This is a genomic window from Bacillus pumilus, assembly GCF_038738535.1.
Lineage (GTDB): Bacteria > Bacillota > Bacilli > Bacillales > Bacillaceae > Bacillus.
Genome location: NZ_CP046128.1, coordinates 2,124,381 through 2,140,324, shown reverse-complemented (window position 1 = coordinate 2,140,324; position 15,944 = coordinate 2,124,381). Strand labels below are relative to the sequence as shown.

Below are 15,944 nucleotides of genomic sequence, written 5' to 3'. Positions count from 1 at the left end.
GTCTTTAAAAGACTAGATATATGAATAAAAGCGAACGATAGTGAATGTTTGTTTAAAAAATGTTAATGATTTTTCTGTTGCTCTTCATCCGTTTCTAATGGTAGGATGTTGGTAAGTGATCTAGAAAATAAGTCACCCATTTTGATAGTATGTCCAATAAATGTGAAGAATATGAGCGGATGATGGTATGGGGAGAGACTTGGCGGTTATTTAACACTGGCAGGCGCCGAAGGAGCAAGCTGAATCGTTTCAGTGAATCTCTCAGGCAAAAGTACTCTTACCGGACGCAACTCTGGAGAGTGTTTGCTCATCGATTTTTAGCAAACCACCAAAGGGGAAAACGCACAATGCTGTTGTGCTGTAAACTTTCAGGTGCAAGGACAGAGACTTCTTTTTGATAAAAGGGAGCGCTCTGTCCTTTTTTGCTGCGATTTTTTTCTGAAAATTCAGCTTGTGATCTGCACTGAAAGAAAAAAGGGGGAAACGATTGATGTTGAAACGAACACCGCTTTTTCATGCGTATGAAACGTTTGGCGCAAAAACCATTGACTTCGGGGGCTGGGAATTACCTGTCCAATTTTCTTCCATTAAAGAAGAACATGAAGCTGTTCGAACAAAAGCAGGGCTTTTTGATGTGTCTCACATGGGTGAGGTGGAAATCAAAGGTCAAGATGCCCTTCCTTTTTTACAAAGGTTATTAACCAATGATGTGTCTAAGCTGACAGACGGTAAGGCACTATATACAGCCATGTGCTATGAAGATGGCGGGACGGTGGATGATCTGCTCGTCTATCAAAAAGAAAAGAACAATTATTTGCTTGTCATTAATGCATCAAATATTGAAAAAGATGTGGATTGGCTGCTTCAGCATCAAAATGAGAACGACGTATTGATCCAAAATGTCTCTGATCAAATCGCCTTGCTAGCCCTTCAAGGACCTCTTGCTGCTGACATTATGAAAGATGTGGCGGATGAAGAGGTGACATCTCTCAAGCCATTTACATTTTTATCAAAAGCTGAGGTCGCTCAAAAAGAAGTGCTTGTTTCAAGAACGGGCTACACAGGGGAGGACGGCTTTGAAATCTACTGCCAGTCAGAAGATGCGGTCCACATCTGGTCGGCTTTATTAGAAGCAGGCAAGCCAAAAGGGTTAATACCGTGCGGGCTCGGTGCACGTGACACCTTGAGATTTGAAGCAAGACTTCCGCTTTATGGCCAGGAGCTGACAAAGGATATCTCTCCATTAGAAGGCGGGATTGGCTTTGCTGTCAAAACGGATAAAGAAGCCAATTTTATTGGCAAAGAAGCGCTCAAAAAGCAAAAAGAAGAGGGAGCGAAGCGAAAGCTTGTCGGCATTGAAATGATCGATAAAGGGATTCCGCGCACAGACTATCCGGTCTTTTCAGGAGAAAAGCAGATTGGGGTTGTCACAACGGGCACACAATCCCCAACACTAAAGAAAAATGTCGGGCTTGCTTTGATCGAATCTTCTCAGGCGCAGCTTCAGGCAGAGGTGGAAGTACAAGTTCGCAAAAAACGTCTAAAAGCTAAAATCGTCTCGACACCATTTTATAAAAGAGCCAAATAATGAGGGGGAATAGAGGATGAAGCACAGGTATCTGCCGCAAACAGAGCAAGATCAAAAAGAAATGCTGGATGTCATCGGCGTTCAGTCGATTGATGAGCTTTTTTCAGATATCCCAGAAAAAGTGAGATTTAAAGGAGCATACAACATTAAACCAGCCGCATCTGAAACAGAGCTCGTAAGGGAATTATCCCGATTAGCTGCAAAGAATAAAGATACGGTTTCCTATGCATCGTTTCTTGGTGCCGGTGTATATGATCATTACCAGCCTGTTATTGTTGATCATGTCATCTCACGTTCTGAATTTTATACAGCATACACACCTTATCAGCCGGAGATTTCGCAAGGTGAATTACAGGCCATTTTTGAATTTCAAACAATGATTGCTGAGCTGACGGGTATGGATCTTGCTAACTCCTCGATGTATGATGGCGGGACGGCATTAGCTGAAGCGGCGATGCTCGCTGCGGGACATACAAAAAAGAAAAAAGTGGTTGTTTCTGAAACGGTTCATCCTGAATCAAGAGCAGTGCTAAAAACATACGCCAAAGGACAGCACATCGAAGTTGTTGAAGTGCCTGCGAAAAAAGGGCAGACGGATCTAGCAGCATTAGAGAAGGCCGTCTGCGACGATACAGCAGCAGTTCTTGTGCAATATCCAAACTTTTTTGGTGTCGTCGAACCGTTAAAAGACATTGAACCTATTGCGCATAAAGGGAAAAGTCTGTTCATTGTCTCAAGCAATCCGCTTGCACTCGGGTTACTGACGCCGCCAGGAAAACTTGGGGCAGACATTGTCGTTGGTGATGCACAGCCGTTTGGCATTCCAGCAGCGTTTGGCGGACCGCATTGCGGATATTTTGCTGTGACGAAAAAGTTGATGCGAAAAGTGCCAGGTCGTTTAGTGGGGCAGACAGAAGACGAAAATGGTGTTCGTGGGTTTGTGCTGACCCTTCAAGCGCGTGAGCAGCATATTCGGAGAGATAAAGCGACGTCCAATATTTGTTCGAATCAGGCATTAAATGCATTAGCCGCTTCCGTTGCCATGACAGCACTCGGAAAAACAGGCATCAAAGACATCGCCTATCAAAACGTGCAAAAAGCGCACTATGCTAAGACGCAGGCTCAAACATATGGACTGCTTGCTGATGTAGAAGGGGCCCATTTTAATGAATTTGTGATCAAATTACAAGAGCCTGTGAAAGAAGCCAATAAACGATTGCTTGAAAAAGGAATCATCGGCGGCTATGACTTAGGGATAGACTACCCAGAGCTTCAACATCACATGCTTGTCGCCGTAACAGAGCTAAGAACGAAAGAAGAAATTGATACGTTCATTAAGGAATTGGGGGATCGCCATGAATAAACAAGATCAGCCGCTTATTTTTGAATTATCCAAAGAAGGAAGAATTGGTTATAGCCTGCCTGATTTAGATGTACCTGAACAGGAGATCCCGTCTTTATTTGATGACACGTATATCCGTCATGAGGATGCTGAGCTTCCTGAAGTATCTGAGCTTGATATCATGCGTCATTATACAGCATTATCAAGACGTAATCATGGGGTCGATTCCGGATTTTATCCTCTTGGCTCTTGTACGATGAAATATAATCCTAAGATTAATGAAAAGGTCGCACGCCTTGCAGGCTTCGCGCAAGTCCATCCACTACAGGAGGCAGACACTGTGCAAGGTGCATTAGAGTTACTCCACGACCTGGGTGCTCATCTTGAAGAAATTACTGGGATGGACGCTGTGACATTACAGCCTGCGGCAGGAGCACACGGGGAATGGACAGGACTCATGATGATCCGTGCGTACCATGAAGCAAGAGGAGACCATAAGCGAACAAAAGTCATTGTGCCTGATTCTGCCCATGGAACGAACCCGGCATCTGCGACAGTGGCCGGATTTGAAACCATTACCGTCGCATCTGATACGAATGGGCTTGTTGATTTAGAGGACCTGCGCCGTGTTGTCAATGAAGAAACAGCTGCTTTAATGCTGACGAATCCGAATACACTCGGCCTATTCGAAGAAAATATTTTAGAAATGGCTGAAATCGTTCATGGAGCTGGCGGTAAGCTTTATTATGACGGAGCCAACTTGAATGCCGTTTTAAGCAGAGCAAGACCGGGGGATATGGGATTTGATGTCGTTCACTTAAATCTTCATAAAACCTTTACAGGTCCACACGGAGGCGGAGGCCCTGGTTCAGGTCCTGTTGGTGTAAAAAAGGATTTGATTCCGTACTTGCCAAAGCCGGTACTTGTGAAGAAGGAAGGCCGCTTTTACTTTGATGATGATCGACCAGAATCAATTGGCCGCGTGAAGCCGTTCTATGGCAACTTTGGCATTAACGTCAGAGCATATGCGTACATTCGCTCTATGGGTCCAGACGGCCTAAAGGCTGTAACGGATAATGCCGTGTTAAATGCGAACTATATGATGCGCCGCTTAAGTGCTCATTTCGATTTGCCATTTGACCGTCACTGTAAGCATGAATTTGTCCTTTCAGGTAAACGTCAGAAAAAATTAGGTGTGCGGACACTCGATATTGCTAAACGATTACTTGATTTTGGCTATCATCCGCCAACGATCTACTTCCCGCTCAATGTAGAGGAATGTATCATGATTGAACCAACTGAAACAGAATCAAAAGAAACTCTTGATGCCTTCATCGAAGCGATGATTCAGATTGCCAAAGAAGCAGAAGAGAATCCAGAAGTGGTACAGGAAGCGCCGCATACGACGGTCGTCAAACGAATGGACGAAACAAAGGCCGCGCGGAATCCAGTCCTCGTTTTTGAAAGATAAAGAAAAAAAGACTCAGGGGGACCACGCTCCCAGAGTCTTTTTTGTTAGTTCTTTGTTTTGATGCGGCCGCCCCATTTTTTAAAGCCGCCTTTTAAATTATAAATCTCACGACAGCCGTTTTTACGTAAAGTTTGAGCTGCTTTTCCGCTTCTTAAATTGTTTTGGCAATAGAGATAAACAGGCTTGTCAGGACGAATTTCATTTTTGCGCTGCTTTAGCTGGGAAAGGGGGATGTTTCTTGCCCCTAAAATATGTCCGCCTTCAAACTCATTTGGCTCTCTCACATCAATGAGTTGAGCTTTGCGGTAACCTTTAATAAATTCTGCTTCCGTCAGCGTTTTCATAATGCGCTGCTGATAAATGTAGCTGCCGATGGAATAAAGAACGAAAAGTCCACAAAGTGAGAGGACGATATAGTTGAATATTGACAATACAACTCGACTCCTTCTTGAGCATCAGCACAGTAGCCTGTCTGATGGTACGTTTTAGACAAATACTATTATAGTAAAGCAAAAGAAACTTGTCATCATAAATGGTAAGAATTATTTTCAATTCGTTCCCTATTTGATAGACTGATGAAGAGAGAAAACCGGTGGCCATCACCATCATCTAACATTGACTACGTAAAAGAGAAGGGATTTTTATATGCAAAAAGAGAAATGGTGTTTCATTGATACAGGAAATCAAGACCCAGCCTTTAACATGGCAATGGATGAAGCCTTGCTTTATTGGCATAGTGAGAAGCTCATCCCGCCTGTCATCCGTTTTTATGGATGGAATCCGGCGACATTGTCTGTTGGGTATTTTCAGCATGTTGAAAAGGAAATCAACATGGAAGCAGTCGAGCGCTATGGTCTTGGGTTTGTCCGCAGACCAACTGGAGGGCGGGGGGTTCTTCATGATCAGGAGCTGACCTACAGCGTGATTGTGTCAGAGGAACATCCAGAAATGCCAGCGACGGTGACAGAGGCATACCGCGTCATTTCAGAAGGCATTTTAGAGGGCTTTAAAGAACTGGGACTCGATGCATATTTTGCCATTCCTCGTACAGATAAAGAAAAAGAAAGCTTAAAAAATCCAAGATCGTCTGTATGCTTCGATGCTCCTTCCTGGTATGAGCTTGTCGTAGAAGGCAGAAAGGTAGCAGGCAGTGCTCAAACGAGACAAAAAGGAGTGATCCTCCAGCACGGCTCCATCTTAATTGACCTTGATGAGGACAAATTGTTCGATTTATTTCTTTATCCAAACGACCGTGTGAGAGAGCGGATGCAGCGGAGCTTTAAAAACAAAGCGGTCGCCATCAATGAAATCTCAGACCGAACCTGTACAATAGACGATGCGCGTGTTGCGTTTAAACGAGGATTTGAAAAAGGGTTAAATATTGAGCTTGTGCCTTATGAGCTGACAGATGAAGAATTAGCGTTTGTTCATCATCTCGCCAAAACGAAATATGCCTCAGACGAGTGGAATTACAAGCGTTAAGACAGTGGACACTCCTTGTTTTTTAATGGGCGATGGTGTAGAATTGTTATGATTATTAAGTAAAGGTGCATTATGGAGGGGTTTTATGACTACACCTAGTATGGAAGATTACATTGAACAAATATATATGCTGATAGAAGAAAAAGGATATGCCAGAGTCTCTGATATTGCAGAAGCACTCGCTGTCCATCCCTCCTCTGTAACAAAAATGGTTCAGAAGCTAGATAAAGATGAATACCTCATTTATGAGAAGTATCGTGGTCTAATTTTAACCCCGAAAGGCAAAAAAATTGGAAAACGTCTCGTATACAGACATGAACTGCTAGAGCAATTTTTAAGAATCATTGGTGTAGATGAAGAGAAAATTTATGATGATGTAGAAGGCATTGAACATCATCTCAGCTGGAACAGCATTGACCGCATCGGCGATCTCGTTCAATTCTTTGAAGAAAACGACGAGCGATCTGTTCAGCTGAAAGCGATTCAAAAGAAAAACGAACAAACAAATCAAGAATCTTAAGAAAAAGGACACCCTCAGCAAGGGTGTTCTTTCATATTGTTGACAAAGGGCTAAAATGAACTTTATTTTAGCCCTTTGTCTTCTTTTTTTTCAGCGTGACTTGAAAACCTTTGCAGTCTAGGAAGGACGAGTACCGGAGCGGAGCGAATTTGACATTCGTGAGCACCGGAGCGCAGACCTGACAACGAATGCGAGGGTTTGTCTACACGCTGAAAGGACACCCTCAGCATGGGTGTCCTTTTTGATTAAAGTTCTAATTGAAAGCATATGCTCTTACACTATTAATAGCGTGATATCAAAGGGGGCTCCTTGATGAAGATAGATGGTGTGTTCTCAGGTGGAGGCATTAAAGGGGCAGCACTTGCGGGTGCCTATGAAGCGCTTGAAGCGAGAGGATATCAATTTGTCCGTCTTGCTGGTACAAGTGCTGGAGCGATCATTGCTTCACTCATCGCAGCAGGTTTTACAAGTCAGGAGATTCGGGAGCTTTTAGATGAAATGGATGAACATCATTTGCTTGATAGGAGATGCCAATTCATTCCGTTTAAAATGCTCAGGTGGGTATCCATTTACTGGCGCCTCGGTCTGTACAAAGGCGACCGGCTGGAAAAATGGCTGACAGATGTGTTGAAACGAAAAGGGGTCACCGTATTTGGAGATCTCAAAAAAGATTCGCTGAAAATTGTTGCCTCTGATTTAACAAATGGGAAAATCCTCGTGCTGCCAGACGACCTTCCTTCATACGGCTTAAATCCAGAGCGCTTTTCCGTTGCAAGGGCGATTCGGATGAGTTGCAGCCTGCCGTATTTTTTCGAGCCTGTCAAACTAAGGTCATCAAAAGGCATTTGTACCATTGTGGATGGAGGAGTGCTTAGCAATTTTCCAATTTGGTTGTTTGCGGAAGAGAAAAAAAGACCGTTCGTCGGTGTCACATTAACCCCAAACGAAAAAGAACGCCCTCAACACTCCATCCGCAATGCGTTTGAACTGTTTGGCGCTCTTTTTGAAACGATGCGTGGTGCTCATGACGAAAGACACATTGCCACAAAACACGAACGTCATGTTATTTTTATTCCTGTAGAACACGTCATTGCCACTGATTTTCATCTGATGACAGAAAAGAAAAAGGCGCTTGTCGATCTAGGCAGACAGAAAGCCGAGCAATTTTTAAAAAGCTGGACATTTTAAAACAAGGCGCGATTTTTCTTTTTGTTTTTCTTGCCTTCAATCACAGTTAACTGTGTTTGGCTTTTCTTTTTGAGAAGGACGGGCTTAGACTTGTGGTCAGTCGGCACGCTTCGCAAATGAGTGACCCGATTTTTCATCTGGCTTTTCGTTTTTGGTTTAGGCTGCTGGTAGCGACGTTTTGATTGTTTGACTGCTTTACGATAAAGATTGCCCTCTGTTCCAGTTCTTCGATTCATCAGCCATCTAAATAGGAAAAATAGAGCCGCTCCAATGATCACAACTGATAGCAGCATTGTAAAAAGTCTGCCTGGATTCGTTGTGAGTAAATACACAAATCCCAAAATACCTAAAGCGAAAATAATGGTAAAAGCAGGATGTACTCGGCGATTCATAACTGTCCACCTCCGAAGGAATTTACCGGATTTATAAGTTAGATCACTTGATGAGCAGAATCTGACGCTTGTTTCTCAGACGCTTCCTCTAAACGAAGAAGTTCATTAAAACTTGCAATGGCTACCTCGACTTGATCGCCAGAGGGTTCTTTTGTTGTGAGCAATTGCAGCCAAAGGCCAGGATAGCCAAGCACTTTAAGCACAGGCACTTCTCGGAGTTTGTTCGTGAGCTGAAGCACTTCAAATGAAATGCCCAGAACAACCGGAATGAGCGCCAAGCGATTCAGAACTCTCACCCATAAAGGATCTGTCGGTACGAGTAAATAGACGAACATTCCGACAATGACAGTGAATAAAATAAAGCTGCTGCCGCATCGATAATGCAGCCGTGATTGTTTTTGGACATTTTCCACTGTGATGTCAAGATTCTGTTCATAGCAGTTTATGACTTTATGTTCTGCGCCATGATATTGAAATACCCTTTTAATTAAAGGGGTCATGGAAATAAAGTAAATGTAGCCTAATAACAGGACCAGTTTAAAGAATGTTTCCACTGCGATTTGTGCGAAATTCCCTGAAAAGACGGGCCGCACCAGTTCAGCTAAAAAGACAGGTACTAGGGTAAAGACAAATTTACTAAAGAGAAGAGAGAGAACTCCGATTACAGCAATGCCGAAAATCATGGATAATTTCGAGCTTTTTTGTTCTTTTTCAAGAGTATGATCTTCTGAAGGATCTAAGTCATAGCGCTCGCTGGAGAAGTTCAAGTGCTTACTGCCATTTGCGCTTGCTTCAACAAGTGCAGCAACACCCCTGACAAAGGGAATTTTCTTGAGAAAGGCGGTTCGTTTATTGGAGGTCCGGGGAAGCTTCAAAAACTCAATGGACTGATCCTTTCGCCGAATCGCTGTCACATAGTTCTTTTTACCTCCAAACATGACACCTTCGACAACTGCCTGCCCTCCATATGCTGGACGTTTTGTTTGATTGGACATATTTCATCAACCTGCCTGTTTCCTGTAATTTACATGCATTTCCTTATACCTTTATTGTACAGGAAATGAGGGGAAATCACTAGCGCACAGGTCGATTATCTACTAGAATTCTATCTACCTCTTTTTAGCCAGTATACCCTGTTATAAAAATTTTACACTCACGGATGGAAATCCTTTTTTTTATGACATTTTGGACATACTACTTGCTGGAGGTGTTCACAAATGAAACGTGATGAAAAGAAAAACCAAGAAGAAAAAAATCAGTCTGTACAAACGTCATCGCTGTTGGCAAGAGCAGCTGCGACAGGCTTTGTTGGCGGTGTTTTTTGGGGCTTTATCGGGTTTCTGACCCATATGTTTCATTTCTCAGAGGTGAGTCCCAATATGCTCCTTCAGCCATTTGTGCTCGGAGAGTGGAAAAAGGGAGGACTTGGCACTTTTATTAGTATTGTGCTTTTAGGGGTTTTATCGATTGGAGCAGCCTTTATTTATTATGGGGTTTTAAAACGAATCAAAGGCTATTGGATGGGGCTGATATATGGCGCGCTTTTATGGCTGCTCGTTTTTTACGTATTTAATCCGATTTTCCCAGATGTAAAGCAAGTCCAAGATTTGCAGCAAAGCACCATCATCACGACATTTTGCCTATATATTTTATATGGCATGTTTGTCGGGTACAGTATTTCGTTTGAATATAATGAATTAACGAGTCAGAAGCTTGCAAGGGCTCTCGGGAAAAAGACAGAATAAAGTGTAAATCACCTATTCATATGATAAAATATTTTTGGAAACGAAAGGTTTCTAAGGAAAAAGAAACAGATCTCGATATAGATTGAATTAGGGTGAAGGAGTGGTTGTATGCCTCATTTTCTTGTGCTGAATGGGCCCAATTTAAATAGGCTTGGCAAAAGAGAGCCGGCTGTTTACGGAAGTAAGACGCTGACAGATTTAGAAACGGATTTGTTCCAGTTTGCAGAAAGAGCCAATATCCAGTTAACGTTCTTTCAATCGAATCACGAAGGGGATTTGATTGATGCGCTCCACGAGGCAGAAGATCAGTACGATGGAGTCGTGTTTAACCCGGGTGCTTTTACACACTACAGCTATGCGCTGAGAGATGCCATTGCAAGTATTTCTTTATCCGTCGTCGAAGTACATATCTCAAACGTTCATAAGAGAGAGGAATTCCGCCATCATTCTGTACTTGCTCCAGTATGCCAAGGGCAAATCGTTGGTCTTGGTTTAGAAGGGTATAAATTGGCGATTCGTTATTTAGTGAGTGAAGGGGGAGCAGTATCATGAAACTTGAAAAGTTAAAAGCACTTTTATCTGAATTAGAGATCGATGGTCTTGTCATTACGAGCAGCTTTAATTTACAGTACATGACCAGCTTTACTGGCTCAGCCGGTCTTGCAGTTGTTTCAAAGGACCAGGCAGCTTTTATCACGGATTTCCGTTATACAGAGCAAGCAAAGGACCAAGTAAAAGGCTACGACATTATTGAACATAAAGGAAACATCGTGGAAACCGCAGTCCAAACGGCAAAGGAATTTGGGATAAAACGCCTTGGGTTTGAACAACATCATATGACATTTGCCACGTACCAGCAGTATGCAGATAAAGCAGGCGATATAGAGCTTGTTCCGGTCTCAGAATCAGTTGAAAAGTTGCGCTTGATTAAGTCTAGTGAAGAGATTAAGATATTAGAGGAAGCTGCGAAGATTGCAGATCACGCCTTTGATCATATTCTCACTTACATCAAGCCGGGCTTGACGGAAATTGCTGTCATGAACGAGCTTGAATTTTTCATGAGAAAAGAAGGCGCTGAAGGATCTTCATTCGATATGATTGTCGCCTCAGGTGTTCGTTCAAGCCTGCCGCACGGAAGAGCGAGTGAAAAGGTGATTGAATCTGGTGATTTAGTCACACTCGATTTTGGTGCTTACTATAAAGGTTATTGTTCTGATATGACAAGAACGATTGCTGTCGGCACACCGAGCGATAAGCTAAAGGAAATTTATCATATCGTATTAGAAGCAGAAAACGCTGGTGTGGATAGAATCAAGCCAGGCTTAACAGGAAAAGAAGCTGATCGCATCACACGTGACATCATTGAAAAGTATGGCTATGGTCAATACTTCGGGCACTCAACTGGCCACGGGCTAGGGATGGAAGTACATGAAGCGCCAGGCCTTTCCTCACGATCAGAGGTCGTCTTAGAAGAAGGAATGGTCGTGACAGTTGAGCCGGGAATTTACTTGCCGGATGTCGGCGGCGTGAGAATTGAGGATGATATTGTCCTGACAGCTGACGGCAATAAACGATTGACCCACTCACCGAAAGAACTTATCATATTATGATGGTGAAATGTAGGAGGATGACAAAATGATTTCAGTAAACGATTTTCGTACAGGCCTGACAATTGAAGTGGACGGCGGTATTTGGCGTGTAGTGGATTTCCAACACGTAAAGCCAGGGAAAGGCGCAGCGTTTGTTCGTTCGAAACTGCGTAACCTGCGTACTGGTGCCATTCAAGAAAAAACATTCCGTGCAGGCGAAAAAGTAGCGAAAGCTCAAATTGAAACAAAAACAATGCAGTACTTGTACGCAAATGGCGACCAGCATGTCTTCATGGATACAAGTTCTTATGAGCAGCTTGAACTAAGTGAAACACAAATTAAAGATGAGCTGAAATATTTGCTAGAAAATATGTCGGTTCAAATTGTGATGTACGGTGCTGAAACACTTGGAGTAGAACTTCCAAACACGGTAGAACTAGAAGTAGTAGAAACAGAGCCTGGTATTAAAGGTGACACAACATCAGGCGGCTCAAAACCTGCAAAAACTGAAACTGGTTTAATCGTCAACGTTCCTTTCTTTGTGAACCAAGGAGATAAACTAGTCATTAATACATCAGACGGTTCATACGTGTCAAGAGCGTAATGAACGAAGAAAGACTGTAAACCTCGTGTTTACAGTCTTTTTAGATTGTTGACAAAGGGCTAAAATGACGTTTATTTTAGCCCTTTGCCTTCTTTTCAGCGTGATAGAAAACCTTTGAAGTCTAGGAAGGACGAGCACCGAAGCGGAGCGAATTTGCCATTCGTGAGCATCGGCGCGCAGGACTGACACCGAATGCGAGGGTTTGTCTACACGCTTTGACTGTAAACGTCGTGTTTACAGTCTTTTTTTATTGTAAAACATGTAAGACTCCTCAAAAGGCAGACCTTCTCTCAATTCTCTCATTCATCTCTCTTCCTTTCTGAAAAACAAGACTACTTCCAGCTAGACAAGCATATAGTGTAAAAAAAGCTGGAGGTTCTATATGAAACAATTTCTCCCAGGCATACACCCATCAGTAGCTGCAATGGCAGGCATGAGGTTCTTATCGGCCGCGATTGAACTGACGGCCGCCATCCTCATTTTAGTCACAAATGACGTTCGAAAAGCGGTTGTCATCAATAGTATATTGGCGATCATTGGGCCGCTCATTTTTATTATCACGATGACGATTGGAATCTATCAAATTGCAGGGCAGTTATCCTATGCCAAGCTCGTCTTTATTTTCATTGGTGTCGTGTTTATTCTTGTTGGGATTTATAAGTGAAACGGCTTGGCATAATTAACGACTCCCATCATACATTTTAGAGAAGAAAAAAAGGAGGGGAATTCGTTGCGGAGTTTGTTGGATATTCTCCCGCACTCGATTGGACAAGAACTTAGACTGCTAAAAGAAGCAGAATGGGATCAAATAGAAGAAATCCGCATTCGCACGGATCGTCCTATTGAATTGATGCAAAGAGGAAAACCGCGCTTTCTTTCTTATCGCACAACAGGAGAAGATGCGTCTCAGCTATTAGGCAGGCTGAGCAATTACAGCATGTACACACTTGAAGAGGAGCTAAAGCAAGGCTACATCACCATATCTGGCGGACACCGGGTGGGACTTGCAGGAAAGGTGATCGTTGAAAACGGCATTGTCAAAGGATTAAGAGATATCTCTTCATTTAATATCCGCATCGCAAAAGAAAAAATTGGGATTGCGCTTCCCTTTCTTCCTTATTTATATGACGAGCACTGGTGCAATACACTCATCATCGGTCCACCGCAAACAGGGAAAACGACATTATTGCGAGATGTAGCAAGACTGGCTAGTACTGGCAGAAGAGCAATTCCTCCTAAAAAAACAGGCATTATAGATGAGCGTTCTGAAATCGCCGGATGTATAAGAGGGGTGCCGCAGCACCAGTTTGGACACCGGGTTGATGTGCTCGATGCATGTCCAAAGGCTGAAGGTTTGATGATGATGATTCGGTCTATGAGTCCAGAGGTCATGATTGTTGATGAAATCGGAAAAAGCGAGGATGTACAGGCACTTTTAGAAGCGATTCATGCTGGGGTCACCATTATCGTCTCAGCTCATGGCTATTCACTTGAAGATGTGTATAAACGTCCATCATTGAAGCCGTTATGGGAGCTTCGAGTGTTTGAACGATATGTTGAATTAAATCGCAAGAATGGTCCCGGCACGATCGGGCGGATATATGACCAAGACGGACAAGAGATGAAATGGAGGCGGGGAGTGGACGTATGTTAAAGCTCATTGGCGCTATCTTGATTGTCGCGGCTACGACTTGGGGAGGGTTCGAGTTTGCCAAACGATATAGCGACCGGCCGAAACAAATTCGGCAGCTTCGGTTTGCGCTCCAGTCTCTTGAAGCTGAAATTATGTATGGCCAAACACCTCTAGCGCGGGCTGCAGAGCAAATTGCGTCGCAAGTAGGTCCTCCTGTGAATCGGTTATTTGAACAATTTGCAGAAAAACTCAAAGTCGGAACTTTTTCGGCACGGCATGCATGGAATGAGAGTCTTGAGGATGTTTGGAAAAAAACCGTTTTGAAAAAAGGCGAATATGAGGCACTGAAGCACTTTGGAGAAACACTTGGCCAGCATGATGTCACTTCTCAGCAAAAGTATATCAAGCTTGCTTTAGGTCATTTGGAATCGGAGGAGAAGGAAGCTGAAATCGCCCAAGCGAAAAATGAAAAAATGGTCAGAAGCCTCGGATTTTTAAGCGGATTACTACTGATTCTTTTATTGATGTGAGAGGAAGGGAGTCGAGAGCATGGGCGTTGATGTAAACGTCATTTTTCAAATTGCGGGAGTAGGCATCGTTGTGGCATTCCTCCATACGATTTTAGATCAAATGGGGAAAAAGGAGTACGCTCAGTGGGTCACGCTGCTTGGGTTTATCTACATTTTGTTTATGGTGGCAACCATTGTAGATGATTTGTTTAAAAAGATTAAAGCCGTATTTCTATTTCAAGGATAGGGGAGGGCTTACAAATCGAAATCATACAAATTGTTGGACTTGGTTTAATCGCTACTTTTTTAGCATTAATCGTCAAAGAACAAAAGCCGACCTTCGCCTTTATGCTTGTTGTTTTTACAGGATGTGTGATTTTTCTTTATTTAATTGATCAAATCTATGCCATTATCTCGATGATTGAAAAAATTGCGGCAAGCGCCGGCGTCAATATGAAGTATGTTGAAACCATTTTAAAAATTATTGGCATTGCCTATATTGCAGAATTCGGCGCCCAGCTCACAAAAGATGCTGGACAAGGCGCCATTGCATCAAAAATAGAGCTTGGCGGCAAAATTCTCATCTTGGTCATGGCAGTCCCTATTTTAACAGTCATCATTGAGACCATCTTAGGTATGATCCCGTCCATGACGTAATTGAAAAGAGGTGATGACAATGAAACGGGTGACAGCTGTTATGGGACTGATGCTTTTCTTCTGGCTGATCGCTCCGCATGCAGGTGCAGAAGAGAAAGTACCTTTATCAAATGAAGAACCAGCAGCAGAGGAAGTGGCGAATGGACAGGCTGATGCATTAGAGCTTCAATCCATCAATGACTTTTGGGAAACCATATTGGACGAGTATGGCGGCTTTCTGCCAGAAAGCCAAAAAGGCACAGTGAAGGAAATGATTGATGGCGATAAAGAGCTGTCTCCCCAAACATGGCTGAAAGCCTTTGTTCATTATCTTTTTCACGAGGTCATAGCAAACGGAAAGCTCCTAGGTACACTGATTTTACTCACCATCTTTTGTTCGCTTTTGCAGCTTTTGCAGAATGCGTTTGAGCAAAGCACCGTCAGTAAAGTCGCATACGCTCTTGTTTATATGGTGCTGATCATTATTGCACTCAACAGCTTTCATGTGGCGATTTCTTATGCAACAGAAGCCATTCAAACGATGACCAGTTTTATTCTTGCTCTTATTCCTCTTTTATTAGCACTTATTGCTTCATCAGGCGGGCTTGTCTCAGCCGGATTCTTTCATCCCGTTATTTTATTTTTGATGAATACGAGCGGCGTTTTTATTCAATATGTCGTTCTTCCCCTTATCTTTTTATCTGCGATATTGAGCATTGTCAGTACGCTGACCGAACAATACAAGGTCACCCAGCTTGCCCAGCTGTTAAGAAATGTGGCGATAGGCGGGTTAGCCGTTTTTTTAACTGTCTTTCTTGGCGTCATTTCTGTGCAAGGTGCATCTGCTGCAATTACGGATGGAATCGCTCTTCGTACAGCCAAATTTATTACCGGAAATTTCATCCCTGTCCTTGGCAGAATGTTTACAGATGCGACGGATACCGTGATCAGTGCCTCTGTGTTACTCAAAAATACGGTCGGACTTGTTGGCGTTGCCATTCTCATTTCAATTGCCGCCTTCCCGGCGATTAAAGTGCTCTCGCTAGCCCTTATATATAAGCTTGCCGCAGCCATTCTTCAGCCATTAGGAGGCGGGCCGATCATCAGCTGTCTTGATGTCATTTCAAAAAGTGTGCTTTATATCTTTGCCGCACTTGCTGTCGTGTCGCTCATGTTTTTTTTAAGCATTACCGTCATTATCACTGCTGGCAACTTGACCATGATGATGAAGTAAGGAGGGACACC

General features: G+C 43.2%; 19 protein-coding genes and 2 riboswitches. Of the genes, 16 read left to right on the top strand and 3 right to left on the bottom strand.

What is annotated here, in order from left to right:
• The first annotated feature begins 179 nt into the window (after positions 1-179).
• Positions 180-287, top strand: a riboswitch (glycine riboswitch).
• A gap of 3 nt (positions 288-290) precedes the next feature.
• A riboswitch (glycine riboswitch) is annotated at positions 291-386 on the top strand.
• A gap of 104 nt (positions 387-490) precedes the next feature.
• From gcvT to gcvPB, 3 genes are read left to right on the top strand one after another with little or no spacing between them, the layout of a single operon-like run.
• Positions 491-1,588, top strand: coding sequence for a glycine cleavage system aminomethyltransferase GcvT (gene gcvT, locus GKC25_RS10755; RefSeq protein WP_034661277.1), 1,098 nt, complete (start codon positions 491-493; stop codon positions 1,586-1,588).
• Between the two features lie 16 nt (positions 1,589-1,604).
• Positions 1,605-2,951, top strand: a complete 1,347-nt coding sequence (gcvPA, locus tag GKC25_RS10750) for an aminomethyl-transferring glycine dehydrogenase subunit GcvPA (RefSeq protein ID WP_034661275.1) — start codon at positions 1,605-1,607, stop codon at positions 2,949-2,951.
• Positions 2,944-4,401, top strand: a complete 1,458-nt coding sequence (gene gcvPB / locus GKC25_RS10745; protein ID WP_034661274.1) for an aminomethyl-transferring glycine dehydrogenase subunit GcvPB — start codon at positions 2,944-2,946, stop codon at positions 4,399-4,401. The genes gcvPA and gcvPB overlap by 8 nt, the downstream gene beginning before the upstream one ends.
• A gap of 44 nt (positions 4,402-4,445) precedes the next feature.
• Here gcvPB and GKC25_RS10740 read toward each other — a convergent pair whose 3' ends face one another.
• Positions 4,446-4,826 carry a rhodanese-like domain-containing protein gene (locus GKC25_RS10740; protein WP_024718853.1) on the bottom strand — a complete coding sequence of 127 codons (381 nt, stop codon included), beginning with the start codon at positions 4,824-4,826 and terminating at the stop codon, positions 4,446-4,448.
• A 220-nt stretch (positions 4,827-5,046) separates the two neighbouring features.
• On the opposite strand from GKC25_RS10740, the gene GKC25_RS10735 reads away from it, so the two are divergent.
• The 3 genes from GKC25_RS10735 to GKC25_RS10725 all read left to right on the top strand — a co-directional run bounded on the left by GKC25_RS10735 (position 5,047) and on the right by GKC25_RS10725 (position 7,591).
• Complete coding sequence (locus GKC25_RS10735; RefSeq protein ID WP_003216009.1) at positions 5,047-5,883, top strand: lipoate--protein ligase family protein; 837 nt, start codon at positions 5,047-5,049, stop codon at positions 5,881-5,883.
• An 85-nt stretch (positions 5,884-5,968) separates the two neighbouring features.
• Complete coding sequence (mntR, locus tag GKC25_RS10730) at positions 5,969-6,403, top strand: transcriptional regulator MntR (protein WP_003215946.1); 435 nt, start codon at positions 5,969-5,971, stop codon at positions 6,401-6,403.
• A 312-nt stretch (positions 6,404-6,715) separates the two neighbouring features.
• Positions 6,716-7,591, top strand: a complete 876-nt coding sequence (locus GKC25_RS10725) for a patatin-like phospholipase family protein (RefSeq protein WP_034661272.1) — start codon at positions 6,716-6,718, stop codon at positions 7,589-7,591.
• Here the strand turns inward: GKC25_RS10725 and GKC25_RS10720 are convergent.
• The gene (locus GKC25_RS10720) at positions 7,588-7,983 is read right to left on the bottom strand and encodes an SA1362 family protein (RefSeq protein WP_034661271.1); all 396 of its coding nucleotides are present in this window, start codon (positions 7,981-7,983) and stop codon (positions 7,588-7,590) included. The genes GKC25_RS10725 and GKC25_RS10720 overlap by 4 nt on opposite strands.
• A gap of 38 nt (positions 7,984-8,021) precedes the next feature.
• Positions 8,022-8,978, bottom strand: a complete 957-nt coding sequence (locus GKC25_RS10715) for a DUF1385 domain-containing protein (protein ID WP_034661270.1) — start codon at positions 8,976-8,978, stop codon at positions 8,022-8,024.
• Positions 8,979-9,200: 222 nt separating this feature from the next.
• Between GKC25_RS10715 and GKC25_RS10710 the strand changes: the two genes are divergently transcribed.
• The 10 genes from GKC25_RS10710 to spoIIIAE all read left to right on the top strand — a co-directional run bounded on the left by GKC25_RS10710 (position 9,201) and on the right by spoIIIAE (position 15,933).
• The gene (locus tag GKC25_RS10710; RefSeq protein ID WP_106037979.1) at positions 9,201-9,728 is read left to right on the top strand and encodes a YqhR family membrane protein; all 528 of its coding nucleotides are present in this window, start codon (positions 9,201-9,203) and stop codon (positions 9,726-9,728) included.
• A gap of 108 nt (positions 9,729-9,836) precedes the next feature.
• Positions 9,837-10,280, top strand: a complete 444-nt coding sequence (gene aroQ, locus GKC25_RS10705) for a type II 3-dehydroquinate dehydratase (protein ID WP_003215787.1) — start codon at positions 9,837-9,839, stop codon at positions 10,278-10,280.
• Positions 10,277-11,338, top strand: a complete 1,062-nt coding sequence (locus GKC25_RS10700; RefSeq protein ID WP_106037978.1) for a M24 family metallopeptidase — start codon at positions 10,277-10,279, stop codon at positions 11,336-11,338. Before aroQ ends, GKC25_RS10700 begins: the two co-directional genes overlap by 4 nt.
• Positions 11,339-11,363: 25 nt before the next feature.
• Entirely contained in the window at positions 11,364-11,921 is a 558-nt protein-coding gene (gene efp / locus GKC25_RS10695) for an elongation factor P (protein WP_012010541.1), read from the top strand.
• A gap of 382 nt (positions 11,922-12,303) precedes the next feature.
• Positions 12,304-12,585, top strand: a complete 282-nt coding sequence (locus GKC25_RS10690) for a YqhV family protein (protein ID WP_017367580.1) — start codon at positions 12,304-12,306, stop codon at positions 12,583-12,585.
• A 66-nt stretch (positions 12,586-12,651) separates the two neighbouring features.
• Positions 12,652-13,575 (top strand): stage III sporulation protein AA, encoded by a 924-nt coding sequence (gene spoIIIAA / locus GKC25_RS10685; RefSeq protein WP_309415614.1) that lies wholly within the window; start codon positions 12,652-12,654, stop codon positions 13,573-13,575.
• Positions 13,569-14,084 (top strand): stage III sporulation protein SpoIIIAB, encoded by a 516-nt coding sequence (spoIIIAB, locus tag GKC25_RS10680; RefSeq protein WP_034661265.1) that lies wholly within the window; start codon positions 13,569-13,571, stop codon positions 14,082-14,084. Before spoIIIAA ends, spoIIIAB begins: the two co-directional genes overlap by 7 nt.
• 19 nt (positions 14,085-14,103) lie before the next feature.
• Positions 14,104-14,310, top strand: a complete 207-nt coding sequence (spoIIIAC, locus tag GKC25_RS10675; protein ID WP_003153142.1) for a stage III sporulation protein AC — start codon at positions 14,104-14,106, stop codon at positions 14,308-14,310.
• Positions 14,307-14,720 carry a stage III sporulation protein AD gene (spoIIIAD, locus tag GKC25_RS10670; RefSeq protein ID WP_087978339.1) on the top strand — a complete coding sequence of 138 codons (414 nt, stop codon included), beginning with the start codon at positions 14,307-14,309 and terminating at the stop codon, positions 14,718-14,720. Before spoIIIAC ends, spoIIIAD begins: the two co-directional genes overlap by 4 nt.
• 19 nt (positions 14,721-14,739) lie before the next feature.
• Positions 14,740-15,933 carry a stage III sporulation protein AE gene (gene spoIIIAE / locus GKC25_RS10665; protein WP_034661263.1) on the top strand — a complete coding sequence of 398 codons (1,194 nt, stop codon included), beginning with the start codon at positions 14,740-14,742 and terminating at the stop codon, positions 15,931-15,933.
• Positions 15,934-15,944: the final 11 nt, after the last annotated feature.

Coding starts and splice junctions, on each gene's coding strand:
- GKC25_RS10690 (WP_017367580.1), top strand. CDS start 12,304: ATGAAACAATTTCTCCCAGGCATACACCCATCAGTAGCTGCAATGGCA.
- GKC25_RS10700 (WP_106037978.1), top strand. CDS start 10,277: ATGAAACTTGAAAAGTTAAAAGCACTTTTATCTGAATTAGAGATCGAT.
- spoIIIAB (WP_034661265.1), top strand. CDS start 13,569: ATGTTAAAGCTCATTGGCGCTATCTTGATTGTCGCGGCTACGACTTGG.
- spoIIIAE (WP_034661263.1), top strand. CDS start 14,740: ATGAAACGGGTGACAGCTGTTATGGGACTGATGCTTTTCTTCTGGCTG.
- spoIIIAC (WP_003153142.1), top strand. CDS start 14,104: ATGGGCGTTGATGTAAACGTCATTTTTCAAATTGCGGGAGTAGGCATC.
- aroQ (WP_003215787.1), top strand. CDS start 9,837: ATGCCTCATTTTCTTGTGCTGAATGGGCCCAATTTAAATAGGCTTGGC.
- GKC25_RS10735 (WP_003216009.1), top strand. CDS start 5,047: ATGCAAAAAGAGAAATGGTGTTTCATTGATACAGGAAATCAAGACCCA.
- efp (WP_012010541.1), top strand. CDS start 11,364: ATGATTTCAGTAAACGATTTTCGTACAGGCCTGACAATTGAAGTGGAC.
- gcvPB (WP_034661274.1), top strand. CDS start 2,944: ATGAATAAACAAGATCAGCCGCTTATTTTTGAATTATCCAAAGAAGGA.
- GKC25_RS10725 (WP_034661272.1), top strand. CDS start 6,716: ATGAAGATAGATGGTGTGTTCTCAGGTGGAGGCATTAAAGGGGCAGCA.
- gcvPA (WP_034661275.1), top strand. CDS start 1,605: ATGAAGCACAGGTATCTGCCGCAAACAGAGCAAGATCAAAAAGAAATG.
- GKC25_RS10720 (WP_034661271.1), bottom strand. CDS start 7,983: ATGAATCGCCGAGTACATCCTGCTTTTACCATTATTTTCGCTTTAGGT.
- GKC25_RS10715 (WP_034661270.1), bottom strand. CDS start 8,978: ATGTCCAATCAAACAAAACGTCCAGCATATGGAGGGCAGGCAGTTGTC.
- mntR (WP_003215946.1), top strand. CDS start 5,969: ATGACTACACCTAGTATGGAAGATTACATTGAACAAATATATATGCTG.
- gcvT (WP_034661277.1), top strand. CDS start 491: ATGTTGAAACGAACACCGCTTTTTCATGCGTATGAAACGTTTGGCGCA.
- GKC25_RS10710 (WP_106037979.1), top strand. CDS start 9,201: ATGAAACGTGATGAAAAGAAAAACCAAGAAGAAAAAAATCAGTCTGTA.